This is a genomic window from Nocardia sp. NPDC003999, from assembly GCF_053604885.1.
This window is the reverse complement of sequence record NZ_JBSGIB010000003.1, coordinates 204,846-225,316: the sequence shown is the minus strand read 5'-3', so window position 1 is coordinate 225,316 and position 20,471 is coordinate 204,846. Positions and strand designations below refer to the sequence as shown.

Annotated in this window: 20 protein-coding genes; 7 read left to right on the top strand and 13 right to left on the bottom strand. The window is 68.1% G+C overall.

Annotation, left to right across the window (positions count from 1 at the left end):
* Window positions 1-6 precede the first annotated feature (6 nt).
* From ACWESM_RS08620 to ACWESM_RS08605, 4 genes are read left to right on the top strand one after another with little or no spacing between them, the layout of a single operon-like run.
* Window positions 7-396, top strand: coding sequence for an STAS domain-containing protein (locus ACWESM_RS08620; RefSeq protein ID WP_039798459.1), 390 nt, complete (start codon window positions 7-9; stop codon window positions 394-396).
* Complete coding sequence (locus tag ACWESM_RS08615) at window positions 386-799, top strand: ATP-binding protein (protein ID WP_051020806.1); 414 nt, start codon at window positions 386-388, stop codon at window positions 797-799. Before ACWESM_RS08620 ends, ACWESM_RS08615 begins: the two co-directional genes overlap by 11 nt.
* Window positions 792-1,427: a SpoIIE family protein phosphatase gene (locus ACWESM_RS08610; RefSeq protein WP_355077479.1), complete on the top strand. Its 636-nt coding sequence runs from the start codon at window positions 792-794 to the stop codon at window positions 1,425-1,427. The genes ACWESM_RS08615 and ACWESM_RS08610 overlap by 8 nt, the downstream gene beginning before the upstream one ends.
* Window positions 1,424-3,715, top strand: a complete 2,292-nt coding sequence (locus ACWESM_RS08605) for a SpoIIE family protein phosphatase (protein ID WP_355077478.1) — start codon at window positions 1,424-1,426, stop codon at window positions 3,713-3,715. Before ACWESM_RS08610 ends, ACWESM_RS08605 begins: the two co-directional genes overlap by 4 nt.
* Here the strand turns inward: ACWESM_RS08605 and ACWESM_RS08600 are convergent.
* Window positions 3,660-4,724 carry a DUF4185 domain-containing protein gene (locus ACWESM_RS08600; RefSeq protein ID WP_452491199.1) on the bottom strand — a complete coding sequence of 355 codons (1,065 nt, stop codon included), beginning with the start codon at window positions 4,722-4,724 and terminating at the stop codon, window positions 3,660-3,662. The two genes, ACWESM_RS08605 and ACWESM_RS08600, sit on opposite strands and share 56 nt — an antisense overlap.
* Before the next feature lie 502 nt (window positions 4,725-5,226).
* On the opposite strand from ACWESM_RS08600, the gene ACWESM_RS08595 reads away from it, so the two are divergent.
* Window positions 5,227-6,429 carry an AI-2E family transporter gene (locus ACWESM_RS08595; RefSeq protein WP_364428413.1) on the top strand — a complete coding sequence of 401 codons (1,203 nt, stop codon included), beginning with the start codon at window positions 5,227-5,229 and terminating at the stop codon, window positions 6,427-6,429.
* A 39-nt stretch (window positions 6,430-6,468) separates the two neighbouring features.
* On the opposite strand, the gene ACWESM_RS08590 is transcribed toward ACWESM_RS08595, so the two are convergent.
* From ACWESM_RS08590 to ACWESM_RS08555, 8 genes are all read right to left on the bottom strand, one after another.
* Window positions 6,469-7,479, bottom strand: a complete 1,011-nt coding sequence (locus tag ACWESM_RS08590; protein ID WP_364428416.1) for a DNA topoisomerase IB — start codon at window positions 7,477-7,479, stop codon at window positions 6,469-6,471.
* A 107-nt stretch (window positions 7,480-7,586) separates the two neighbouring features.
* Window positions 7,587-8,297 carry a hypothetical protein gene (locus ACWESM_RS08585; protein WP_452491198.1) on the bottom strand — a complete coding sequence of 237 codons (711 nt, stop codon included), beginning with the start codon at window positions 8,295-8,297 and terminating at the stop codon, window positions 7,587-7,589.
* A gap of 463 nt (window positions 8,298-8,760) precedes the next feature.
* Window positions 8,761-11,073, bottom strand: a complete 2,313-nt coding sequence (locus ACWESM_RS08580; RefSeq protein ID WP_452491197.1) for an arylsulfatase — start codon at window positions 11,071-11,073, stop codon at window positions 8,761-8,763.
* Between the two features lie 84 nt (window positions 11,074-11,157).
* Window positions 11,158-12,216, bottom strand: coding sequence for a TIGR03617 family F420-dependent LLM class oxidoreductase (locus ACWESM_RS08575; protein ID WP_452491196.1), 1,059 nt, complete (start codon window positions 12,214-12,216; stop codon window positions 11,158-11,160).
* A gap of 157 nt (window positions 12,217-12,373) precedes the next feature.
* Entirely contained in the window at window positions 12,374-12,919 is a 546-nt protein-coding gene (locus ACWESM_RS08570) for a hypothetical protein (protein WP_452491195.1), read from the bottom strand.
* A gap of 151 nt (window positions 12,920-13,070) precedes the next feature.
* The gene (locus ACWESM_RS08565; RefSeq protein ID WP_364428430.1) at window positions 13,071-14,375 is read right to left on the bottom strand and encodes an APC family permease; all 1,305 of its coding nucleotides are present in this window, start codon (window positions 14,373-14,375) and stop codon (window positions 13,071-13,073) included.
* 69 nt (window positions 14,376-14,444) lie between these two features.
* A complete protein-coding gene (locus tag ACWESM_RS08560; protein WP_397279051.1) occupies window positions 14,445-15,128 on the bottom strand; it encodes a CPBP family intramembrane glutamic endopeptidase in 684 nt (227 codons plus the stop codon).
* 66 nt (window positions 15,129-15,194) lie between these two features.
* A complete protein-coding gene (locus ACWESM_RS08555) occupies window positions 15,195-15,389 on the bottom strand; it encodes a hypothetical protein (protein ID WP_452491194.1) in 195 nt (64 codons plus the stop codon).
* A 202-nt stretch (window positions 15,390-15,591) separates the two neighbouring features.
* On the opposite strand from ACWESM_RS08555, the gene ACWESM_RS08550 reads away from it, so the two are divergent.
* A complete protein-coding gene (locus tag ACWESM_RS08550; protein ID WP_364428439.1) occupies window positions 15,592-16,257 on the top strand; it encodes a PAS and ANTAR domain-containing protein in 666 nt (221 codons plus the stop codon).
* A gap of 35 nt (window positions 16,258-16,292) precedes the next feature.
* On the opposite strand, the gene ACWESM_RS08545 is transcribed toward ACWESM_RS08550, so the two are convergent.
* Window positions 16,293-16,682: a winged helix-turn-helix transcriptional regulator gene (locus ACWESM_RS08545; RefSeq protein ID WP_397279055.1), complete on the bottom strand. Its 390-nt coding sequence runs from the start codon at window positions 16,680-16,682 to the stop codon at window positions 16,293-16,295.
* Window positions 16,683-16,777: 95 nt separating this feature from the next.
* Between ACWESM_RS08545 and ACWESM_RS08540 the strand changes: the two genes are divergently transcribed.
* On the top strand, window positions 16,778-17,653 hold the full coding sequence (locus ACWESM_RS08540) for an alpha/beta fold hydrolase (protein ID WP_355077457.1): 876 nt from the start codon (window positions 16,778-16,780) through the stop codon (window positions 17,651-17,653).
* Window positions 17,654-17,842: 189 nt separating this feature from the next.
* On the opposite strand, the gene ACWESM_RS08535 is transcribed toward ACWESM_RS08540, so the two are convergent.
* From ACWESM_RS08535 to ACWESM_RS08525, 3 genes are all read right to left on the bottom strand, one after another.
* Complete coding sequence (locus ACWESM_RS08535) at window positions 17,843-18,751, bottom strand: oxygenase MpaB family protein (RefSeq protein WP_364428447.1); 909 nt, start codon at window positions 18,749-18,751, stop codon at window positions 17,843-17,845.
* Window positions 18,748-19,020 carry a hypothetical protein gene (locus ACWESM_RS08530; protein WP_452491193.1) on the bottom strand — a complete coding sequence of 91 codons (273 nt, stop codon included), beginning with the start codon at window positions 19,018-19,020 and terminating at the stop codon, window positions 18,748-18,750. Before ACWESM_RS08530 ends, ACWESM_RS08535 begins: the two co-directional genes overlap by 4 nt.
* Before the next feature lie 198 nt (window positions 19,021-19,218).
* Window positions 19,219-20,469 (bottom strand): TetR/AcrR family transcriptional regulator, encoded by a 1,251-nt coding sequence (locus tag ACWESM_RS08525; protein ID WP_397279058.1) that lies wholly within the window; start codon window positions 20,467-20,469, stop codon window positions 19,219-19,221.
* Between the last annotated feature and the right edge of the window lie 2 nt (window positions 20,470-20,471).

The window sequence follows — 20,471 nt, the reverse complement described above, 5'->3', positions numbered from 1 at the left end:
CGCCACATGCCGGTTCCGATTCTCAAACAAGGGACGTATCTCATCGCGTCGGTGCAGTCGGCGCTGACGGACGCCGATACCGAGCGCCTGCAGGACGACCTGATGAAACAGGTCAGCAAATACCGGGCACACGGCATCATCGTCGATGTCACCGCGATCGACGTGATGGATTCGTTCGCCGCGAGATCGTTGCGTACCATCGCGCACATGACGCAGCTGCGCGGCGCCGAAACGGTGATCGTCGGTCTGCAACCGGAAGTCGCGTTCGCCATGGTGCAGCTCGGTCTCACCTTCGAGGACATGCACACCGCCCTCGATCTGGAAGAGGGACTCGCCTGGTTGGACCGCAAGATCCCAGCCCGTCGCCAGCGAGACGGTCGTGACAGTGGCCGCTGAGAACGTGGTGATCGCGGTCAGGGTGTCCGGAGACATCGTGACCGCACGTCAAGCCGGACGCGAACTGGCAGCGAAACTCGGATTCACCCTCACCGACCGCACGATGATCTCCACGGCGATCTCCGAGATCGCCCGCAACATCACCAGTTACGCGGGCAGCGGCGAGATCCGTCTGCTCGTCGACGACCGGGAGGGCCGTCAGGCCCTGGTGGTGCAGGCCGAGGACCAGGGGCCCGGCATCATCGACATCGCCAGAGCATTGGAGGACGGCTACTCCACCGGACGCGGGCTCGGGCTCGGTCTGCCCGGCGCCCGGCGGTTGATGGACCGGCTGACCGTGGATTCCGCGCCGGGTCGCGGCACGCTGGTGGAGATGTGGAAGTGGGTACCGAACGGTGCATGAGGACGGGTTCATCGGCCGGATCGAGTGGGCGGTGGCCGGACGCGCACTGCCGGGTCAACAGGTCTCCGGTGACCGCGGTGTCGTCCTCGACGCCGGTGGCGGTACCGTCCTCTTCGCGGTCCTCGACGGGCTCGGACACGGCGCCGCCGCGGCGGACGCGGCCGATCGCGCCGCACGGGTGCTGTCGGAGAACCGCGCCGAACCGCTGGACGTGCTGATGGTGTTGTGCCATCGGGCGATGGCCGACACCCGGGGGGCGGCGATCTCGCTGGCCCTGTTCGACGAGGGCGACACGGTGCGCTGGCTCGGCGTCGGCAATGTCGAATCGCAGGTGCTCACCGCGGGTCCGGCGGGCAGCCTGAAGGTGCACGCCACCGTCCTGCTGACCGCGGGCATCGTCGGCTATCGCCTTCCGGCCAACCTCCAGCCGCAGTCGGTCGCGGTCCGTCCCGGTGACCTGCTGTTGATGTCCACCGACGGTATCGTCACCGAATCCGCCTCGGCCATCGACCTTTCCAAGTCCACCGCCGACATCACCGCCGACATGCTCGCCCGGCACGCCAAGGACACCGACGACGCGCTGGTGCTCGCGGCGCGGCACCGCGGTGCGGGGGGGACGGCCAAATGAGCGCCCTGCTGGCCGACTTCCTGGACGACTATGGCGATGCGCTACGGCGGCACATGGATTCGCCGACCCAGGCCGGTCTCGCCGAGGGCTACGAGCTGGGCAGGCGGGCCCTGGTCGAAGGCATCAGCCTGCTCGACCTCACGGAGAACCACTTCCGCGTGGTCCAGGAAGCGGAGGAACAGCGACAGAAGGACGCGGCCACCGAGGGCCGCGAACTCGCGGCACGCCTACCGGAAACCGCGCTGGAATTCCTGTTGCAGACCCTGGTTCCGCTGGACATCGCGACCCGCGGCTATCTGGACGGCACCCGCCGCTACGAGCAGCAGCGCACCCGCGCCGACGATCTGGCCGGACGCGACGCGTTCCGCACGGCGCTGGTGGAATCGCTGCAGGACGGCTTCTTCGTCGCCGACGCGCAGGGCACCATCATCGAGGTCAACACCGCCTTCGGCGCCTTGACCGGCTACGGCGCCGCAGGCATCCCCTATCCGCTGCCGCATCCGTGGTCGAGCCCGGACGGTCCGCGCTATCCCGACCTCGGTACCGAGGCACAGCGCTTCGTCATCCCGATCCGGCACCGCGACGGGCGCAATGTATGGCTCGCGGTGAGCACCAGCGCCCTGATCAAGCCGGAGGACAACGAGCGGATCTTCGTCGGCACGCTCCGCGACATCACCGCCGAACACGACGCGCAGGCGCGCGACCAGGCCGCGTCCCGGCTCGCCACGGCTGTCGGCGCGGCCACCAGTGTGGTCGAAGTGCTCGCCGTCGGGCTCGACGAGCTGCGCCGTACCGTGGGCGCGGAAACCGCGGTGGTGGCGGTGTGGCCCAGCCGCAACGCCGTGCCAGAGGTGTACGTCTCCGGCACGGGCGCCGACCGCACTTCGCACGACGGCGCCGCGTCCCTCGACGACGGGTCGCGCGCCCTGCTGGAGCGGGCCAGACGCAGGCCGCCACGCAGCCTGCTGGCCATTCCGGATGGAGCCGAGAGCTCCGAGGGCATCGTCGCTCCGCTCGGCGAGACCGGCGACGCGGCGGTGTGGTTGCGCTTCGCCGCACCCCGGGCGATCAGTGCCGCGGACTGGACGCTGTTCTCCCTGTTGATCGGTCATCTCAGTCTCGCCGTGCAGCGGGCGCGCAACTTCGACCAGGCCCGCGCCACCTCGCTGACCCTCCAGCGCGCCATGCTCGGCCCGATCGATCTGCCGCCGCGTTTCTCGGTGCACTACGAGCCGGCGCTGCCGCCGCTGGAGATCGGCGGCGACTGGTACGACGTGGTGCCGCTGCGCGACGGCACCATCGGCGTCGTGGTCGGCGACTGCGTCGGTCGTGGCTTGTCCGCCGCGGTCGTGATGGGACAGCTGCGAACCGCCGCCCGTGCGCTGCTGCTGCGCGGCGCGGGACCTGCGCAGCTGCTCGCCGAACTCGACACCGTCGCCGCTCGCATCCCCGGCGCCATGTGCACCACCGTCTGCGCCGCCGTGCTGGACCCGGTGCGCGGTCTGGTCCGCTACAGCAGCGCCGGTCACATGCCACCGATCCTCGCGGACGTCGCCAGGACCGGCAGGCTGCTGGAAGGCGGGCGCTCGGTGCCGCTGGCGACCTTCGATCCGCCGCGCAGGCCGGAGGCCACCACGGCGCTCACACCCGGTTCGACCCTGGTGCTGTTCACCGACGGTTTGGTCGAACAGCGCGGCGTCGACATCGACGAGGGGTTCGCCAAGATCGCCGCGGTCCTCGCCGACACCTCGGGACGGCTGCCGCGCGAAGTGGCCGACGCGGTGCTGTCGCGCCTGCGGCCGTCCGCGGGGTACGACGACGACGTCGCCATGGTGGTCTACCGCCAGCCGCCCGCGCCGCTGCGGCTGGACGTGCCCGCGCGCGCGGACGAGCTCGCGGCCCTGCGGCGCACGCTGAAGGGCTGGCTGGCCGCCGCGGCGGTGCCGCACGACCTGGCCGCCGACCTGGTCGCGGCGGCCAACGAGGCGTGTAGCAACAGCATCGAGCACGCCTACCGCAACGACGACACCGGCCGGGTGCGGATGTCGGCCACCTGCGACATCGACACCGTCGTCATCGTGGTCGCCGACGCGGGCGGCTGGAAGCCACGGGCATCCGATCCGGGGTATCGCGGCCGCGGTATCGACATGATGCGCGCCCTGACCGAGGAACTCGACATCGACCATTCGGAATCGGGGACGACCGTGCGGATGTCGGTGACGCTGCCCGCGATCACCTTCCCGGTGGCCAATCCGTTGCGCGGGACGAACCGGCGCGTTCCCGGCTGAGGACCCGCCTTGCGCTGAGCGCAGCGGCGGGCCGAACTCCGTAGATCCGGTATTGCATGCCCCGATACGGGTTACCGGATTCCGCCCATTCGCTGACGATCATGCAGAACGCGCCGTCGAACCTGCTGTCCGGGTGGACATAACAACCATAGAGGCGCGGCACGATATCGGGACCGCCCGGCGCCCAGAAAGATCCTTTCACCGGGCGGTAGGTCCAGGCTGTGCGCCAGTTGTCGGTGATCCTCCTGGCCACCTTGACGAAGGCACCGTAGGCCCCGGCGTCGAATCCCGACATCACCCAATTCCCTTGGATCCGCCGCAATCCGATCTCGCCCAGTTTCGTGTCGTCGGCCAGGATGCCGAAACGCGGATCGCCGCCCGGATCCCGGCCCCAGCCCCAATCCTGTCCGTTCCAGCCCCATCCTTGCCAGGCCGCCGGGTCGATGAGCGCGGCATGGCTCTCGCGTACTCGCCACAGCAGCATGTTCTTGTTCCTGGCCAGTCCGCCGGTGGAGATGACGTAGACGTAGCCGTCGCCACCGCGTTCCCACGAGATCATCGTGCGTTTACCGCCGTAGGCGCTGGTCGACCACCGCACGGCGGTATCGGTCCAGCTCTCGCCGTTGTCGTCGGAATACCGGATCTCGCACCACCGCTCGTTCGCCAGTCCCTGGGTGACCATCACCCACAGATAGATCCGGCTGCCGATGGTGATGGCGTCGCAGGGCAGAACCGTGGAGTACTGGGGATTGTCGTGCGGGTAGTCCCAGAGTTGCCGGGCATCCCGCGCCGCCGATCGGAATTCGATCGGTGCGGACATGTCGTGGGTGCCGCTGCGCCACAGCATCGGGGAACGCCAATTCGGCCCTCCCACCGCGGGTTCGGCGCCGGAGAACGTGTCACCGAGCAGGTACCCGATCTCACCGCTCGGCATGCGGAAGGGGATGAACAGATCCGACCCTCCGATGTCGGCCATCGGCAGCGGGTTCAGGTTTGCGATCTTGGGCATCGCCGGATCCTGTCGATTCTCGGAGCGTCGCTGATGGATCGGCTCGTAGGGATCACCGCGAGTGTGCACGGGCTGTACACCAGTATCGGCTGCCGATGGCTGCGACGTTGCTGATTCGGGCGGATGAGGGCACGCGAGAATGCGGAAACCGACTGTGCAGCTTGTATTCCGGCAGCTCGATGCGGTGACAGGCCGCGCTTAGCGGTGGCTTAGGCCGCTTTTCGGGTGCCGCTTCGGATGTGCACGGTGTTCGCCGACGGCTGGGAACGCGCGGGATCAGCTGGTGCCGATCGAACGACCCGACGGTGTCGATTCCATCGGGCCGCGGATCCCCGATGACGTGCGGGCGTGCCGTGGCCGCGGTGCGATTCCGCGCCGGTGCGACACCCTCGGCGCGTAGACCGGCCATCACCGCTCCGGACGCCGTGTTTGGGCGGCCGCACAGCGGGTAAATCGCGCACTGCCATACCGGGCCAGCACACCCACGGATCGGACGGAAGGTATGTCCGAAAGAGACACTCCCGACGAAGAACATCCCGCCCCCGATGCCGCGGACAGCGGACACAGCGGCGACATCGCACAACCCCACGGCACCGACGAATCCGGTCCGATCGTCGCCGCCGAGGCCGAAGCCGCCCGTGCGCGCAGTGCGGAGTTCCCCCTGGGCCGACCCGGGCGTCCCTTCGATCGGCGCTCGCCGTTCATGATCGGGATGACCGGAGCCGCCGGTGTCGCGGTGACCTACGCCGCCATTCGCACCGTGCTCGCGGCGGGCCAGACGCTGATCCTGATCGTGGTGGCGTTGTTCCTGGCCGTCGGGATGGAGCCGTTGGTGTCCCGGCTGGTCCGGCCCCGGTTCCCGCGCTGGGCCGCGGTGACGACCGTCTACCTGGTCGGGCTCGGCCTGTTCGCCGGATTCCTCGCCGCGGCGATACCACCGCTGGTCACGCAGGGTGAGGCGCTCGCGCACAACGCGCCCGATTACGTCACTCACCTCGCCGACCGCTATCCCTACATCGGCAGCCTCGACCAGCGATTCCACCTGCAAGACCGGCTGCGGCGAACGCTCGAATCGGACTCCTCCGGCTTGACCACCGGGGTGCTGGATGCCGGGCGCGCGGTGTTCTCGATCGTCAGCAGCACGGTCGTCATCGCGGTGCTGACCGCCTACTTCATGGCGAACTTCACCCGCGTGCGCGCTTCGGTCTACCGGCTCTTCCCCCACTCGCGCCGCTCCCGCGCCATTCTGATCGGCGACGAGATCTTCGCCAAGGTCGGCGGCTACATCCTGGGCAACCTGGTCATCTCGCTGATCACCGCCGTCCTGACCGGCATCTGGCTGCTCATCTTCGACGTGCCGTACCCACTGCTGCTGGCGGTGCTGGTAGCTGTGCTCGACCTGATCCCGATCGTCGGTTCGACGCTCGCCGGGGTGATCGTCGCGCTGGTCGCGTTGACCGTCTCCCTGCCGGTCGCGGTGGCGACCGTCGCGTTCTTCATCGCGTTGCGCCTGTTCGAGGACTACGTTCTGGTGCCACGCATCATCGGCCGCGCGGTGCACGTACCCGCGCTCGTGACCGTGGTGGCGGTGCTGCTCGGCGGCGCGTTGCTCGGGATCATCGGGGCGTTGCTGGCCATCCCCGTCGCCGCGGCCGTCCTGTTGATCATGCGCGAGACCGTCCTGCCCTCACTCGACGAGCGATGAGCGAGACCGGGTGGCGGCCACATTCCCGGTACCTCGGTATCACCGTGTCCGGCGCAGCATGCGGATGACGGCGCTGTCGATGACCGCCCGCTCCGCGTCGGGGGATCCGGCCCGCTTCGCGCGCCGCAGCGCCGCGGCGACAGTCGTACCGTTCTCGAAGGCGGTCACCACCCGTGGATCGACATAGGACGCCTGGGCGACGGCGGGGGTATTGCCGAGTGCGGCTGCGACCTCGTCCATGACCTCCCGGACCGCACGCTTGCGCGCACGGAGGTTCGACGGCCGTTCCATCGAACCGAGCGCGGCCGCGGCCAGGACGGTCGCCTGCCAGGTGCGCAGGTCTTTGACGCTGCACTCGCAGGCGGCGAGTTCTTGGAAGCGCGCGTTGATGTCGTCGGCGCGCAGTTCGCCGTAGCGGTCGCCGTCCCGATACACCAAGAGCCGATCGGATTCCGTCCTGCCGCGCTGCAGTGATCGAACGGCTTTGGCCAGCAATGGGTCTCGGACGCTCACTCGTCGCCGGATACCGCCCTTGGCGCGATAGTCGAAGAGCATCTGCTCCCCCGACACCCGGACCTGCTCGCGCAGCAATGTCGCGACTCCCCTGGTGCCGTGCTCCTCGGCGTACTCCTCGCCCCCGACCCGGAACACTCCGCGATCCACCAGATCGATGGCCACCGCTTCCACCCGCCGCCGGGCCGAGCCGCGCAGGGCGAGATCCTCCCGGACCTGCGCGCGGACCTCCGGCAGGCGCCCCGCCAAGGCCAGGACCCGGTCGAACTTCTCCTCGTCTCGCTCCTTGCGCCACTGCTCGTGGTACAGGTACTGGCGGCGGCCCGCGGCGTCGACGCCGACGGCTTGGATGTGACCGTTCTCGTGCGCGCAGATCCACACCTTTCGCCAGGCCGGCGGAATCGCCAACCCGCGGACGCGCTCCAGTGTCGCGTCGTCCCGCACCGGTTCGCCGTGCACGGTGCGATAGCCGAACCCGCGTCCACGCCGGACGCGTCGCAGTCCGCCGTCGTACGGTCGGCTACGACGCAATCGCATGCTCACATCACATAGCTGCCCTGTCCTGGACAGGCGAAACAGTTCGAGGCGCCAGGACCCGGCAGGACGACCCGGCGCGGCACGTGTTCGGTGATCCAGCCGGAGAGTTACGGGGCCGGCGGGACGAAGGGCTGGTTGACGGTGGTGAAGTACTGCACCAGAGCGGCAACGGCGATCGGCGCGGTGACGAAGAGCTGACCGGCGAGTGTGCCCAGAGCCCCCACGGCCAGGATTCCGCCCAGACAGCCGACGGCGGCGGCCGGGATGAACGGGCCGAACATGCCGACGATCGTCGCGGCCGCGACGGTCGCTCCCGCGATGCCGCCGAGCACGCAGCCGACCAGGCCGCCACCGAGGCCACCGGCGACGGTGCCGATCGCGGCGCCCGTCGCGATGGTGTCCTTCAGCCGGGTGAATGCCGCGACCTCCCGCTCATACGGCGTGCGCCAACGCGCCGAGTCCTCGAACGGCAGGGCGACCGGGCGGTACGCCGCGTGCTCGAGGTCGAACAACGGTGTGAGCGTGGCGGTCCGGCCGCCGATGTCGGCCGCGATCGGGAAAACGAAGTCGTCGACACGGAATTCCAGCGGCGTGCCCGCGAGCACGGTGCCGTCGTTCGCCGCGATCGCGAACACTCCGTTCTCGGCCTGCAGCGAGCCGGAGTCGATCCGGACGACCACGCTCTCGGCGGAAGCGGTCGCGGTGTAGTTCACGGCTTGCCCACCGGCTTCCGGTGGTACGGCGCCTACGTTTCCGGCCGGAACGCAGGCAATCGCGACAGCGAGCGTCGATATCGTGGCGATCTTGCGCACAACCATGTCCGTCAGTCCTGCCGCACCGTGCCCAGCACGGCCCCGCAGTTCGCGTCGACGGCGGCCGCCGCGAGCAGCCCGCGCCGACCGGGAAGTACGCGGCGAATAGCGACTTTCATAGGAAAACCTCCTGCGGGAATAGGGATCTCGAAGACGAAGATCACCTTCGCAAGCGAAGGCTTAAGACAGCCTGAAGTCGCCTGAAAACCGGTTCAGGCAAGCGTTTCTCTGTCATTGTCGGGCCGACGGCGTTAAGGTCGGTGACGGGTCGGGGTTTCCGGGGGTTTTCGCATTCGTTTCCGTCGGTCAGTCCCGACGCTGCCCGCGTCGGCTGTGCCCGCTGCTCAGCTGTCGCCGAGGCGCGAGGGTGGGTGCGCTCGATCCCCTCCGAATGCACCCACCTTCCCCGAGCACATGCTCGCCGCTGCCAGTTGATCGAACCGGTGCACCAACGCCCGGTCACAAAGGTTCATTCGGCGACGAACTCCGCCTCGCGCTCCACCGCCTCGATGGTCCGGCGCGGCACCTGGATCGGACCGGGCGTGTAGGTGACAGCTCGCAGCGCGCCGGTGTAGCGGAAAGTGCCGCGGCGTTCGCGCAGTTCCCACGCCACCGGACCGCGAGCGTCGACGCCGACGGAAATCCCGGTCCACGGTGACATACCGACCAGCTGGACTCGATCCACCAGCCGCGCGACCTGGACGCCATCGAACTCGATGACGAAATCCCACCGCAGCCGGGGCCGCACCGTGGCGCGCACGGTGATGTGCCGCGTTCCTTCCGCGAGGGTACGCGTGGTGACGCTGTCGTAGCGGCCGTAGCTGTTGACACCGAACGTCACCCGGCCGTTCTCGAGGTAGAGCACATAGCCGCCCAGCGGGTCGCCGTGCGCGACGAGAACCCCTTCGTCGCCGGACGCGTACCCGGCGAGTTCCGCCTCGATGACGAAGTCCCGATAGGCGATCAGTCGCTGCGAGCGATACCGCTCCAGGGTCGGGGTGCCCGGCAGCAGCCGGACAGGCGCGGAGAATCGATGCTCCTCCGGCCGCCGCCGTGCCAGATCCTGGCGCGTGAGCAAGGGGAACACGGTATTCGCCCAGGCGGATTCGTCCCATGCGGCGGCCAGTTCCGCGACCTTCTCCGGGAACCGCTCGGAAAGATCGTGCAGCTCCGTCGGATCGGCGCGAACGTCGAACAGCTGCCATCTCGGCTCATCGATATCGGTCCCGGGCTCGTACAGCGACAGCAGTTTCCATCCGTCGCGATAGAAGCCGCGATTGCCGACCATCTCCGAGTACTGCTCGGTGTGCTCGGACACCGCATGGGGGTCACGCAGCGTCCGCACGGCCGAGACGCCGTCGAACTCCTTGGCGGGCAGCCCGTTGCGTACGCCCGGCCGCCGCAATCCGGCCAGTTCCAGCAAGGTCGGCGCGAGATCGGTGACGTAGGTGTACTCGTGCCGGATGCCGTTGTCGCCCGCGCCGCGCGGCAGCCCCTTGGGCCAGGAGATCACGAACGGCACGCGTACGCCGCCCGCGAAGGTCTGGCCCTTGTAGAAGCGGAACGGCGTATTGGACGCCTGGCCCCACCCGCGCGGATAGTGGACACCCAGCTTCGCGGTGCCGATCAGCTCCTCGTCGTGCGGGACGTCGCCGATCCAGTCCGGATCGGTGATGTGGGCGAACTCCGCGAAGTAGGTGCGGGTGCCTTCCGGCCCGCCCTCGGCGGTGCCGCCGTTGTCCGAGGTGAACACCACGATGGTGTTGTCGAGCTCGCCGAGTTGTTCGAGCGTGTCGACGAGGCGCCCCAGGCTCTGGTCGATGCTGTCGACCATGCCCGCGTACACCTCCATGTACCGCGCGAATCGCCGCTGCTGCGCGGGAGTCAGCGAATCCCACTCCGCCGCTTCGTAACCCGGCTCGGTGTTGCGGGGCTTCTGCTGCGTGCCCGCGGGAAAGAGGCCCTGGGCGAGTTGGGCGGCGAACCGGCTCCTGCGCAGATCGTCCCACCCCTTCGCGTAGCGGCCGCGGTATTTGGCCAGGTCCGCGGGCTTGGCCTGCAACGGTCCGTGCATGGCGACGTGCGCGAAGTACAAGAAGAACGGCTTGGTGGCGTCGTGCGCGCGCAGATCCTTGAGGTAGGCGATGGCCTTGTCGGTCAGATCGTCGGTGAGGTAGTACCCCTCCGGGTACTCCTCGATGTCGACGACCGAGGAGTCCGACACCAGCTGGTTCGGGTAGTAGAAGGAGTTGAGGCCCTCGAGCGAGCCGTAGTAGCGGTCGAAGCCGCGCTGGGTCGGCCAGGAATCCCGGTGCGCGGCCGGGTTCATCGTGGCGTCGCGCACCAGGTGCCATTTGCCGACGGCATAGGTGGCGTAACCGTTGCCGCGCAGGATCTCCGGCAGTGTCAGCACGTCGTCCGCCAGTTCCAGGCGCAGCCCCGGATATCCGGGATCGGCGTTGGCGACGAAGCCGAAGCCGGCGCGGTGGGCGTTGATGCCGGTCAGCAGCGACGCGCGCGACGGCGAGCACAGCGGAGTGGTGTGGTAGTTGGTCAGCCGGAGGCCGTCGGCGGCCAGGCGGTCCAGCGTCGGCGTCTCGATCTCGGAGCCGAACGGGCCGATGTCGCTGTACCCCATGTCGTCGATCAGCACCACGACGATGTTGGGAGCGCCCTCGGGAGCGGTGGGCGGATAGCTCCACTCCGGTGTCGAATCTGCCGTGGTGCGGCCGACGGAGCCGCCGAAGTCGTCATAGCCGCGAGCATGGGGTGGAACAGGCATTCGTGCAGTCAAAGCCACCTTCGCCCGGGTCACCACTCTTTCGCGCACCGTGCGCCGAACGGATGACCCGGTGGTCCGCGGTTGCTAACTTCGCTGTCGGCCCTGGGCCGCGTCGAGCGACGGGCGCACCTCACCGCTCCGGTGCAATGCTTGCACCAAGTCTGCGACGTCCGCCGCATCCGGTGCGTAGCCGGGGAAATAGCAGCACACCTCTTCGATCCCGGCGCCGAAGCGGGCCCTGATCTGCGACGCGCACTCTTCCGGTGTGCCTGCCACCCCGATCGTGCGCACCATCTCGTCGGTGACCGCCGCCCGCATCTCGGCGAAATCGCCCGTCTTGGACAGCGCGTTGAGCCTGGGGTGCAGCGCCGCCCATCCCTCGACTTCGAGGACCGGACGATACGCGGGCGTGGACCCGTAGAACGCGATCAGCGAGCCCACGCCGCCCATCGCAGCGGTCAGAGCTTCCTCGGTGCGCCCGAGCGCGACCATGACTTGAGCGATCACCGGGAATCCGTCCGCGGTCCGCCCGGCCCGGCGCAGGCCCTCGGCGACGGCGGGCAGTGTGCGCTCGGTGAAATGGCGCCCGCTGTTGAACGGCATCACCAGCAGTCCGTCGGCGACCTCCGCGGCCTTGCGCGTCATCACCGGTCCGAGCGCGCCCATCAGCACCGGAGGCGGACCGAACGGGTTCGGCCCGGGATCGAAGGTGGGCGGCATCAGCGTGTGCGTGTAGTACTTGCCGCGAAAGTTCAACGGGCCCCGCCCTTCCCACGCGGCGAGGATCGCTTTCACCGCCGCCACGCTCTCCGCGGTGCGCTCCGCGGGCGCGCCCCAACTGCTGCCGTAGCGCTTCTCGATATGGGCGCGGATCTGCGAGCCCAACCCGAGCCGGAACCGTCCCTCGCTGTAGAGCCGCAGATCGTAGGCCGCGTGGGCCAGATGCATCGGGCTACGCGGCCCGGCGATCGCCACGTTCGTCATCAGTTCCAGGGATGTCACTCCGGCTGCGACGACGAGGGGAAAGAACACGTCGTGCGGGCCCTCGAAGGTGAACAGGCCGTCGGCCCCGGTCTCGGCCAGCGCTCGCGCGTCGGCCGCGACGTGCGGTGGCGCTCCGGTGACCTGCACATGAACCTTCACGCCGACCTCCGCCGGTGCCGGTGCGTCACGCTTTCCGCGACACGACGACCCCATCGTATGGACAGTGCTCTGTGCACATGTCCAGTTCGAGCGAACCGCTCTCGGATCGGCTTCACGCGATGTCACCGCCGGACCGCGGAACTCCCGAGGGGTGAGGTCACGTACCGAGCAGCGAGTTCTCGCTCGCGGTGACGACGACCACGATGTCGCCGTAGGGCGCCGCGCCCATGGCCAGTCTGTGGCCCAGACGCGCCAGACCGAGCCATCGTCCGTATTTGGTCTGCATACCGGTCCGCACCTGGTGGAACAGTGGCCCGGTACGAAGCAATTCGGCCGTGCCCTGATGCTGCCGCGACCCGAGAGCCGGCGCACCTCGCCAGTCCGCGGCCTGCACGATGACCCGAGGTTCGCGGGCCAGATGCCGAGCCTCGCTGGAATGCGACGAGATACAGAAGGCCAGACGCCCGTGGTCGACCGGTAACACGAGATGCGGCACGGTGTTCCAACGCCCCGTGGCCTCCGGCCGTGGGTACGTCACGCGCACTGTGCTCGCGTCCCACCACAGCATCCCCGGATGCCATTCGCTGGGACGATTCGGGACGGCGAGAACGCGATGCGCCGCCGGGAGCCGGTTGTACCGCCGCGGGGTGTAGCCGCGGAGTCTGCTGCGGAGCGAGGAGCCGCCGTGCACTGGATAAGTCATCGCGTGGAACCTCCGGGACAGGGGCGAGTTCAGGGGGTACCGATCCGAATCTCCGTACTGCGATCGGCGCTGTGGCGCCGTGAAGAAGTACCACCGGGCGCATCCAGGTGCAACGACCTGTCCGTGTCGCCGCGCAATGGAGAGCGAATCGTCATGCGCCGCGCCCGGCCGAGAAAGTGTTATGGCCGTCCGGCTGGGACCGATGCGCGCGAACCGCGTTCACGGCGGCGAACAGCAATCCGATACCGATCAGAACGCAACCCCGCAACCACACGACCCCGTCGATCCGGGTGAACAGGAACAGACAGGAGGCCAGTCCCAGCCAAGGCACGACGCGCGGCACGCGAAAATGCTCGGCCACGTCGGGCTCCCGCCGCAGGATCAGCGCCGACGCATTGACCGCCGCGAAAACGACCAGCAGCAACAACACCAATGTCTCGGCGAGGGAGGCCACCTCGCCGGTCAGTGCGAGCGACAACGACGCCGCCGCGGTCACGGCGATCGCCACCCACGGCGTCCGGCGGCCCGGCAGAATCCGGCCCAGCGCGCGCGGAAGCAGCTCCTCGCGAGCCATGCCGTAGGCCAGCCGCGAGGACATGATGCCGGTCAGCAGCGCCCCGTTCGCGACGGCCACCAGGGCGACCACGGCGAACAACTCGTCTGGGACGCCACCGGCCAGGCGCACCACCTCCAGCAGCGGACCGCTCGAATTCGCCAGCCGATCGGTGGGCACCGCCGCGCCGGCCACGAAGCCGATCAGCAGGTACACGCCACCGGCGGTAAGCAGCGCCCCGAACAGCGCGCGCGGATAGGACCTGCGCGGCTCGGCGACTTCCTCCGCCAGATTCACCGAGGTCTCGAACCCGACGAAAGAGTAGAAGGCCAGCACCGCGCCCGCCAGGGTCGCGCCGACGACGCCGTGCTGTTCGGTCCCCACCTCGGCGAGCCGGGCCGGTTCGGCGTCTCCCCGAACGATCACCCACGCGCCGAGCCCGATGACCACGACGAGCCCGCCGAGTTCGACCACGGTCGCGGCCACGTTGGCGCCGAGCGACTCCTTGATGCCATAGATGTTGAGTAGCGCCAACGCGCCGATGAACACCACCACGACCAGCGCGGTCGGCAATGTGACCAAGGCGCGGAGGTAGTCCGCGGCGAACGCCCTGCTCAGCGCGGCCACCGACACCACACCGGCCGCGAGCATGCAGAAGCCGACGAGCGATCCCGCGGCCGGCCCGAGCGCACGGCCCGCGTAGTGGGCCGAGCCGCCCGCCTGGGGATACTTCGTCGCCAACTCGGCATAGGAACCGGCAGTGAGGCAGGACATACCGAGGGCCACCAGAAGCGGTAACCAGATCGCACCACCGGACTCCCGCGCGATGTTGCCGACCAGCACGTAGACGCCCGCGCCCAGGATGTCACCGAGAATGAAGAAGTACAGCAGAGGCGTGCTCACCGCCCGTCGCAGAGTATCCACCACAGGGCGGCGGATACCCGCGTCATCGACGCCGAAGCTCGCGCCGTGTCACGCCGGCGTCGCCGCGATCATCCGGGTGGGGGCCGCCTGCACGGCGCCGTGATAGAAGTGCCTGCCCAGACCGACCGTGAACACGAGGATTCCGTACACCGAGTGCTCCACCGACGCGGTGAACAGCGACCGGGTCCGCGAGTACCGCGAGGCGAAGATCCAGCCACCGACGCCGCTGGCGGCGACCGAGAACCAGCTGCCGAAGACGATGTGCACGAAGCCGAACGCGGCCGCGCTCGCGATCACCAACCCCGCGCCTTCCCCGAAGACGGGCGCGTACCGGTGGAACAGGAACGATCGGAAGATCAATTCCTGCGGGTACACGCTCAGCACGGGATACAGCACCATCACCGCGAGCCATATCCCGGGATTCCGCCGGGGCAGATCGAACAGATCCTCCCGCCGCACCACCGCGACCGCCGCGGTGAGCGCCACCGCGCTCGCTGCCGCGCCCGCCGCCATCGACCGCGCCTGGGCGCGCAGTGCCTCGCTGCGCCAGAACGCGGCGCGATCGAAATCGGAGGAACGCCGCAGATAGACCGCCGCGCCCGCGGCCAGCGCGAGCAGTGCGGGAATCGGCGACTTGCCGCGCGACACCGCGTTGTAGACGGTCGCTCCGCCGAAGAACAGTGTCGCGTACTCGGCGCCCAGGTACACCCGACGCCGCAGTCTGATCCGCACGGCCCCAGCATAATTCCGCAGCGACAATCGCGCCGATCACATTCGGACGATTGGGTACCGACATCCTCAGCGGGACAACCACCCTGCGAACCACCGGGACAGCAGCGGCATGATCACCCACACCATCGCGGCCACCGCGACCGGCACGATACAGGCCAGCCGGAGCGGCGACGGCAGATGGTCCACTTCCCGATCCTTGCTTCGCCGCTCGCGCCCCGCGTTCTCTCCGAGCAGACGGAGCAGACCACGCCACTGTGACATTCGCGAATGCCTCGCACAGTGTGCCTGCTGCCGGAGCCACGACGCGCATGGTCGGTCTTCCCGCACCAGGGCACGATGGTCGCGCAGGCGCTTCCACAGCTGTGACGCCCGGCCGCCCGCGGATGCGTCGCGGCGTCGTGAGGCGGTTCACGCCTGCGCGGTACACACGCATACCCATTACGCGGCGGGGAATGCCGGACCAGTGAACGACAATGCGCCATCGGGGGCCGTGCCCACGGTCCCCGTCTCCAAAAGAACGGGAAGTTTCCAATTCTGGTTCGCCGATCAACGCTGGGAGTGGTCGGAGGAGGTCGCGGCCCTGCACGGGTACGCACCGGGTGAGGTGACACCGACGACGGAACTGGTCCTGGCGCACAAGCATCCGGACGACCGAGCGGAGGTCGCCGACACTTTGGCGACGGCGGTGCGGACCGGGCTGCCGTTCAGCGGCCGCCACCGCATCGTCGATACCATGGGAGTGACGCACCACGTGCTGGTCGTCGGCGATCAGATGCGTGACGCCACCGGTGCGGTGGTCGGCACGGCGGGGTACTACATCGATGTCACCGACACCGTCGACGAGGAGCGCCAGGAGATCATCGACGCCACGCTGCCGGAGATGGTCGCCGCCCGCGAAGTGATCGAGCAGGCGAAGGGCGCCTTGATGCTGGTGTATGGGATTTCGGCCGATCAGGCATTCCGTGTGCTCACCTGGCGATCACAAGAGACGAATACGAAACTGCGTGTTCTGGCCGAGGAACTCGTGGCCGCGCTGAGCGATTTCGGCGGTGCGGATGTGCAGACCCGCACGCGCTTCGACCACGTGCTGCTCACCGCGGACGAGCGTCGTGTGCAGGGCTGCCCTTGACCCGATGTCGTCGGGGTCTCGACTCCCCCGTCGTGTCAGTGGTTGTCCGGACGGCCGTGGTCGATCTCGGCCATGTGCGCTTCGGCCCACGCGCGTAGCGCCGCCAGCGGAACTTCCAGCGACAGACCGAGTTCGGTGAGCCGGTAGTACACGCGCGGCGGCACGGTGGGTTCCACGCGCCGTGCGACCAGGCCGTCCCCGGTCAGATTCCGGAGTGTCACGGAGAGCATCTTCTGCGAGACACCGGGCATGCGGCGCTGGAGTTCGGCGAAGCGAATCTCGCCGGGCGCGGCCTCGGCGAGCAGTTTCACCACCATGGAGACCCATTTCGTGCCGATGCGGTCGAGCAGCCGCCGGGTCGGACAGGCGGGATCGAACAGGTCACCGGCGGCTTCGACGTGCTTACGCCGGGGATCGGTAGTCACCTCGGGCTCACCACCTGATTCGAAGGTGCGGTCTTGGCAGCGCCGCTCAGCTTACCTACGGTCACCTGATAACCAATAGTGACCAGGAGTAGGTGATGACCACCTTGTCTTCCGAGATCTCGTTGCGCCGCATCGCGACCAATGGCATCGAGGTGAATGTCGCGATCGCCGGACGTGGGCCCGCGGTCCTGTTGTTGCACGGGTTCCCGCACACCTGGCAGCTGTGGTCCGAGGTGATCGGGCCGCTCGCGCGAGGGCACCGAGTGATCGCACCGGACCTGCGCGGCCTCGGGGCGAGCACGCGCGCGGCCGACGGCTACGACGCGGGGAATCTGGCCGTCGACGCCGCAGGACTGCTGGACGCGCTCGGCGAGCCGACCGCGGCGGTGGTCGGAATCGACGCGGGCACGCCACCCGCCTTTCTGCTGGCCATGCGGCACCAGCACCGGGTGCGGCGACTGGTGCTGATGGAATCGCTGCTGGGCACGCTGCCCGGCGCCGAGGATTTCCTGTCCGCCGGGCCGCCCTGGTGGTTCGGGTTCCATGCGGTGCCGGGCCTCGCGGAGAAGGTCGTCGCCGGAAACGAGGCGGCGTATATCGACTGGTTTCTGGACGCGGGCACTTTGGGCCACGGTGTCCCCGGGCCGATTCGGGACGCCTTCGTCGAGGCCTACGGCAACCCGGAGGCGCTGCGATGCGCGTTCTCCTACTACCGTGCGATGCCGGCCAGCGCCCGGCAGATACACGACGCGGCGGCCACCGTACGGCTCACGGTGCCGACCATGGCCGTCGGCGCACACCCGGTGGGTGACGCGCTGGCCCGGCAATTGGCTCCCATCACCGATGTGCTGATCCACCATGAGATTCCGGGTTGCGGGCACATCATCCCGCTGCACGCACCGACGGAACTGGTGTCGCTGCTCAGCGATTTTCTTGCCGCCGACCGCGGGGCCGCACTACGGCCGGATTGACGGGAAAGCGCGGACAAACCAACCGAGCCCCGAACCGGTATACATCGGTTCGGGGCTCGCTCGGGGGTATTCGCGCCTATCCACCGATCGCTCGGTAGTTTGACAAGACGAATGTACCGGGCTGTACGCGAAATCACCAAACCCGGGTTCCGCGGGGGCGGAATGGTTCAACGAGCAACTTGTTCGGACTCATATGAGGTTCTTCTGCTTGCGGATTCGCCGACGCAGATCGACCATCAGCGCGTGCGATCCGCCGTGCCGCACGAAGCGCGGAATGAAGCGGTTGACAAAGGAAACGAATACGAACAGGTTCTCGAACCTCCGCTGGTCGGCGTCGGTCCACTCGACCCGGAGCTGTTCCCGGAAAATCGGGGCCAGGAATCCGATGGTGAGGAACCGGAGCAGGTTCCGGAAAGGCAGCCGCAGGTACCAGTGGATCATGCGAAGATTCAGCAGGCTCTCGAGGTAGCCCCGGACGTAGTCGTCCAGCACGACTTGCTCGCACGCGGTGTTCCAATATTCGTCGAATTCCGCGCGGGTGGCGGGCCACATGTCCTCCGTGACCTGCAAGGTGGTGCCCAGAGTGGAGGACGAGGTGTAGAACGCCTCGGCCTGCTCGTCGTTCATTCTCCCGTGCAACAACTGGTAGGTGTCCTCGAAACCGATGTAAAGGCAGGCGGCGACCCACAGTTGGAGGTTGCGGTCGAAGGCGTTGTACTTCACGGCGGCGCCCGGGGCCGAATGCACCTGCCGGTGCGCCACATTCACCGCTTCGCGATATGCCGCGCGCTCTTCGTCGGTACCGAGGATGGCGACCGCGAGATATTGCGTGGTCGTACGCGCCCGTTTCCACGGGTGCTTCATCAGCGAGCCGGACTCCACCTTGCTTTCGGCCACGCCGTAGCCGACGCCCGGCCGGGCCATCTGCATGACGACGTTGGCCGCGGCGCCGGCGAAGGACCAGAAGTCCAGAGCGTCGGTGAGTTTGATCGGCCGCTTGGTGTACGGCCGATGCGTGACGCTGATACCGATGCGGGTGCGGTCCTTCGTCAGCGACGCACTGTGTTCGCGATCGGGTTGATGAGCGACTGCGGTCATCGGGATGTCCTTCCATCTGCGTTCATACGTCGCGCGACCAGGCGAACCAGTCGCGCCGACGTCAGCCGAACACCGCCGAACACCAGCCCGGCGACGGAGAGCACGACGAGGAACTCGAACACGGTCAACTCCGCTCCCAGCACCCGACCGACGGTCGACGGTCCGGACCCGACCGTGTCGCGCCACCCCGCGGACTCCGAAGCCGGGGCACGCCCGACTCCGGCGCGTTCCCACTTCGGTCGCTCCTCCACGAGAACATCGGCGGGCATCGGACTCTCCTGCGTTCGATGACCTGGACCGGTCACCCGTGTGCTTATGTTACTGACGATTCTACTCGACTCCGAGTTGCCGATGCAATAAAAATAGTAACCAAGGCGATATTTACTGGGCGCATAGAATCATATGTGGTCCTATGTTCTGAGTCTCGCACCGATCGCCAGGCCGTCGGAATGGCCGTGCCAGGTCGCTCATTTCCGCACGCCGGGCGGTTGGCTCGCCGTATCGAACAAGATGACCCGCATCAAGCGCGCCACGGCATCCTGCGGACAGCCGTGCCTGCCGTCGCCGAGGGCCCTGCCGAGGTCGACGACCAGACCGAACGCGGCGTGCACGAGAATTCGCGCTTGCGCTGCGGAGAGATCGGAGCGCACGGCGACCAGCAGCTTGCCCCACTCGGCCACCGACAGACGCTGAATGTTGCGCAACACGACTCGGTCTTCGGCCGGGACGTGCGAGAACTCCGTGTAGTAGACGAATGTCAGTTCCCGCTCGGCGAAGGAGCCCGCGACGTAGAGTTCGATCAATTCTGTCAGCGCCACGGAGGGAGTGGCCGAAGACGCGATGACGGGACCGATGGCGTCCGCCACCTGGTCGGCGGCGCGACGGAAAGCGGCGGTCAACAGGTCGCTTTTGCTGCGGTAGTAGCGGTAGACCGCGGACGCGGCGGCCAGGTCCGCCGCGGCGGCGATGTCCTCGACGCTGACATTCGGATATCCGCGCTCATGGAACAGTTCCACGGCTTTCGCCAGCAACAACTGATGTTTGAAAGGGGTCGGCGGGTCCGTCGACGGCTGCGCGACGGGGGATTCGGCGAAAGTCGGCAACACCGCGTGCACCGCCGTCCAACAGGCGGAGGCCAGCAGGACCGCGAGGGATTTCGTCGGCAGGGCGGCGTGGTGATCACCGATGCTGCTGACGATGCTGAGTATCGCCACCGCACGGACGAATTCGTCTCGCTTGCTCAACCCTGGGCGCACCGCAGCGATCAGCCGGCGAAGCGCGGTGATCGAGGTCGCGAATTGATCGGTGAGGGTCTTGCCATCTTCGTCATCCAGATAGCGGCCTTCCCAGCGCGCCAGAGTCACGGTCGGGCGATTGGTGACGGCCTGGGCGATCAAGGCATCGATGACGTATCGCAATCGAGCCTCGGCGCTCCAGCTCTCGGCCTCGGCGGGAAGTGTCACCGCGTCGACGGTGATCTGGCCCAAGCGGAGCAACTCTTCGCGGAACAGCGAATACTTGCTGGGGTAGTGGCGATACAGCGCCGCGGAGCTGATCCCGACCTTGGCCGCGATCTCCTCCATGCTGACGCCGTGATAGCCGAGGGCCCCGAACGCGGCGGCGGACGTGGCCGCGATCTGCGCCCGCCGGTTGCGCGGGCGCCTGCGCACCACCCGTTCCGAGCCGGGCTCGGCGGATTCTGTTCTCGCGCTTTTCACGG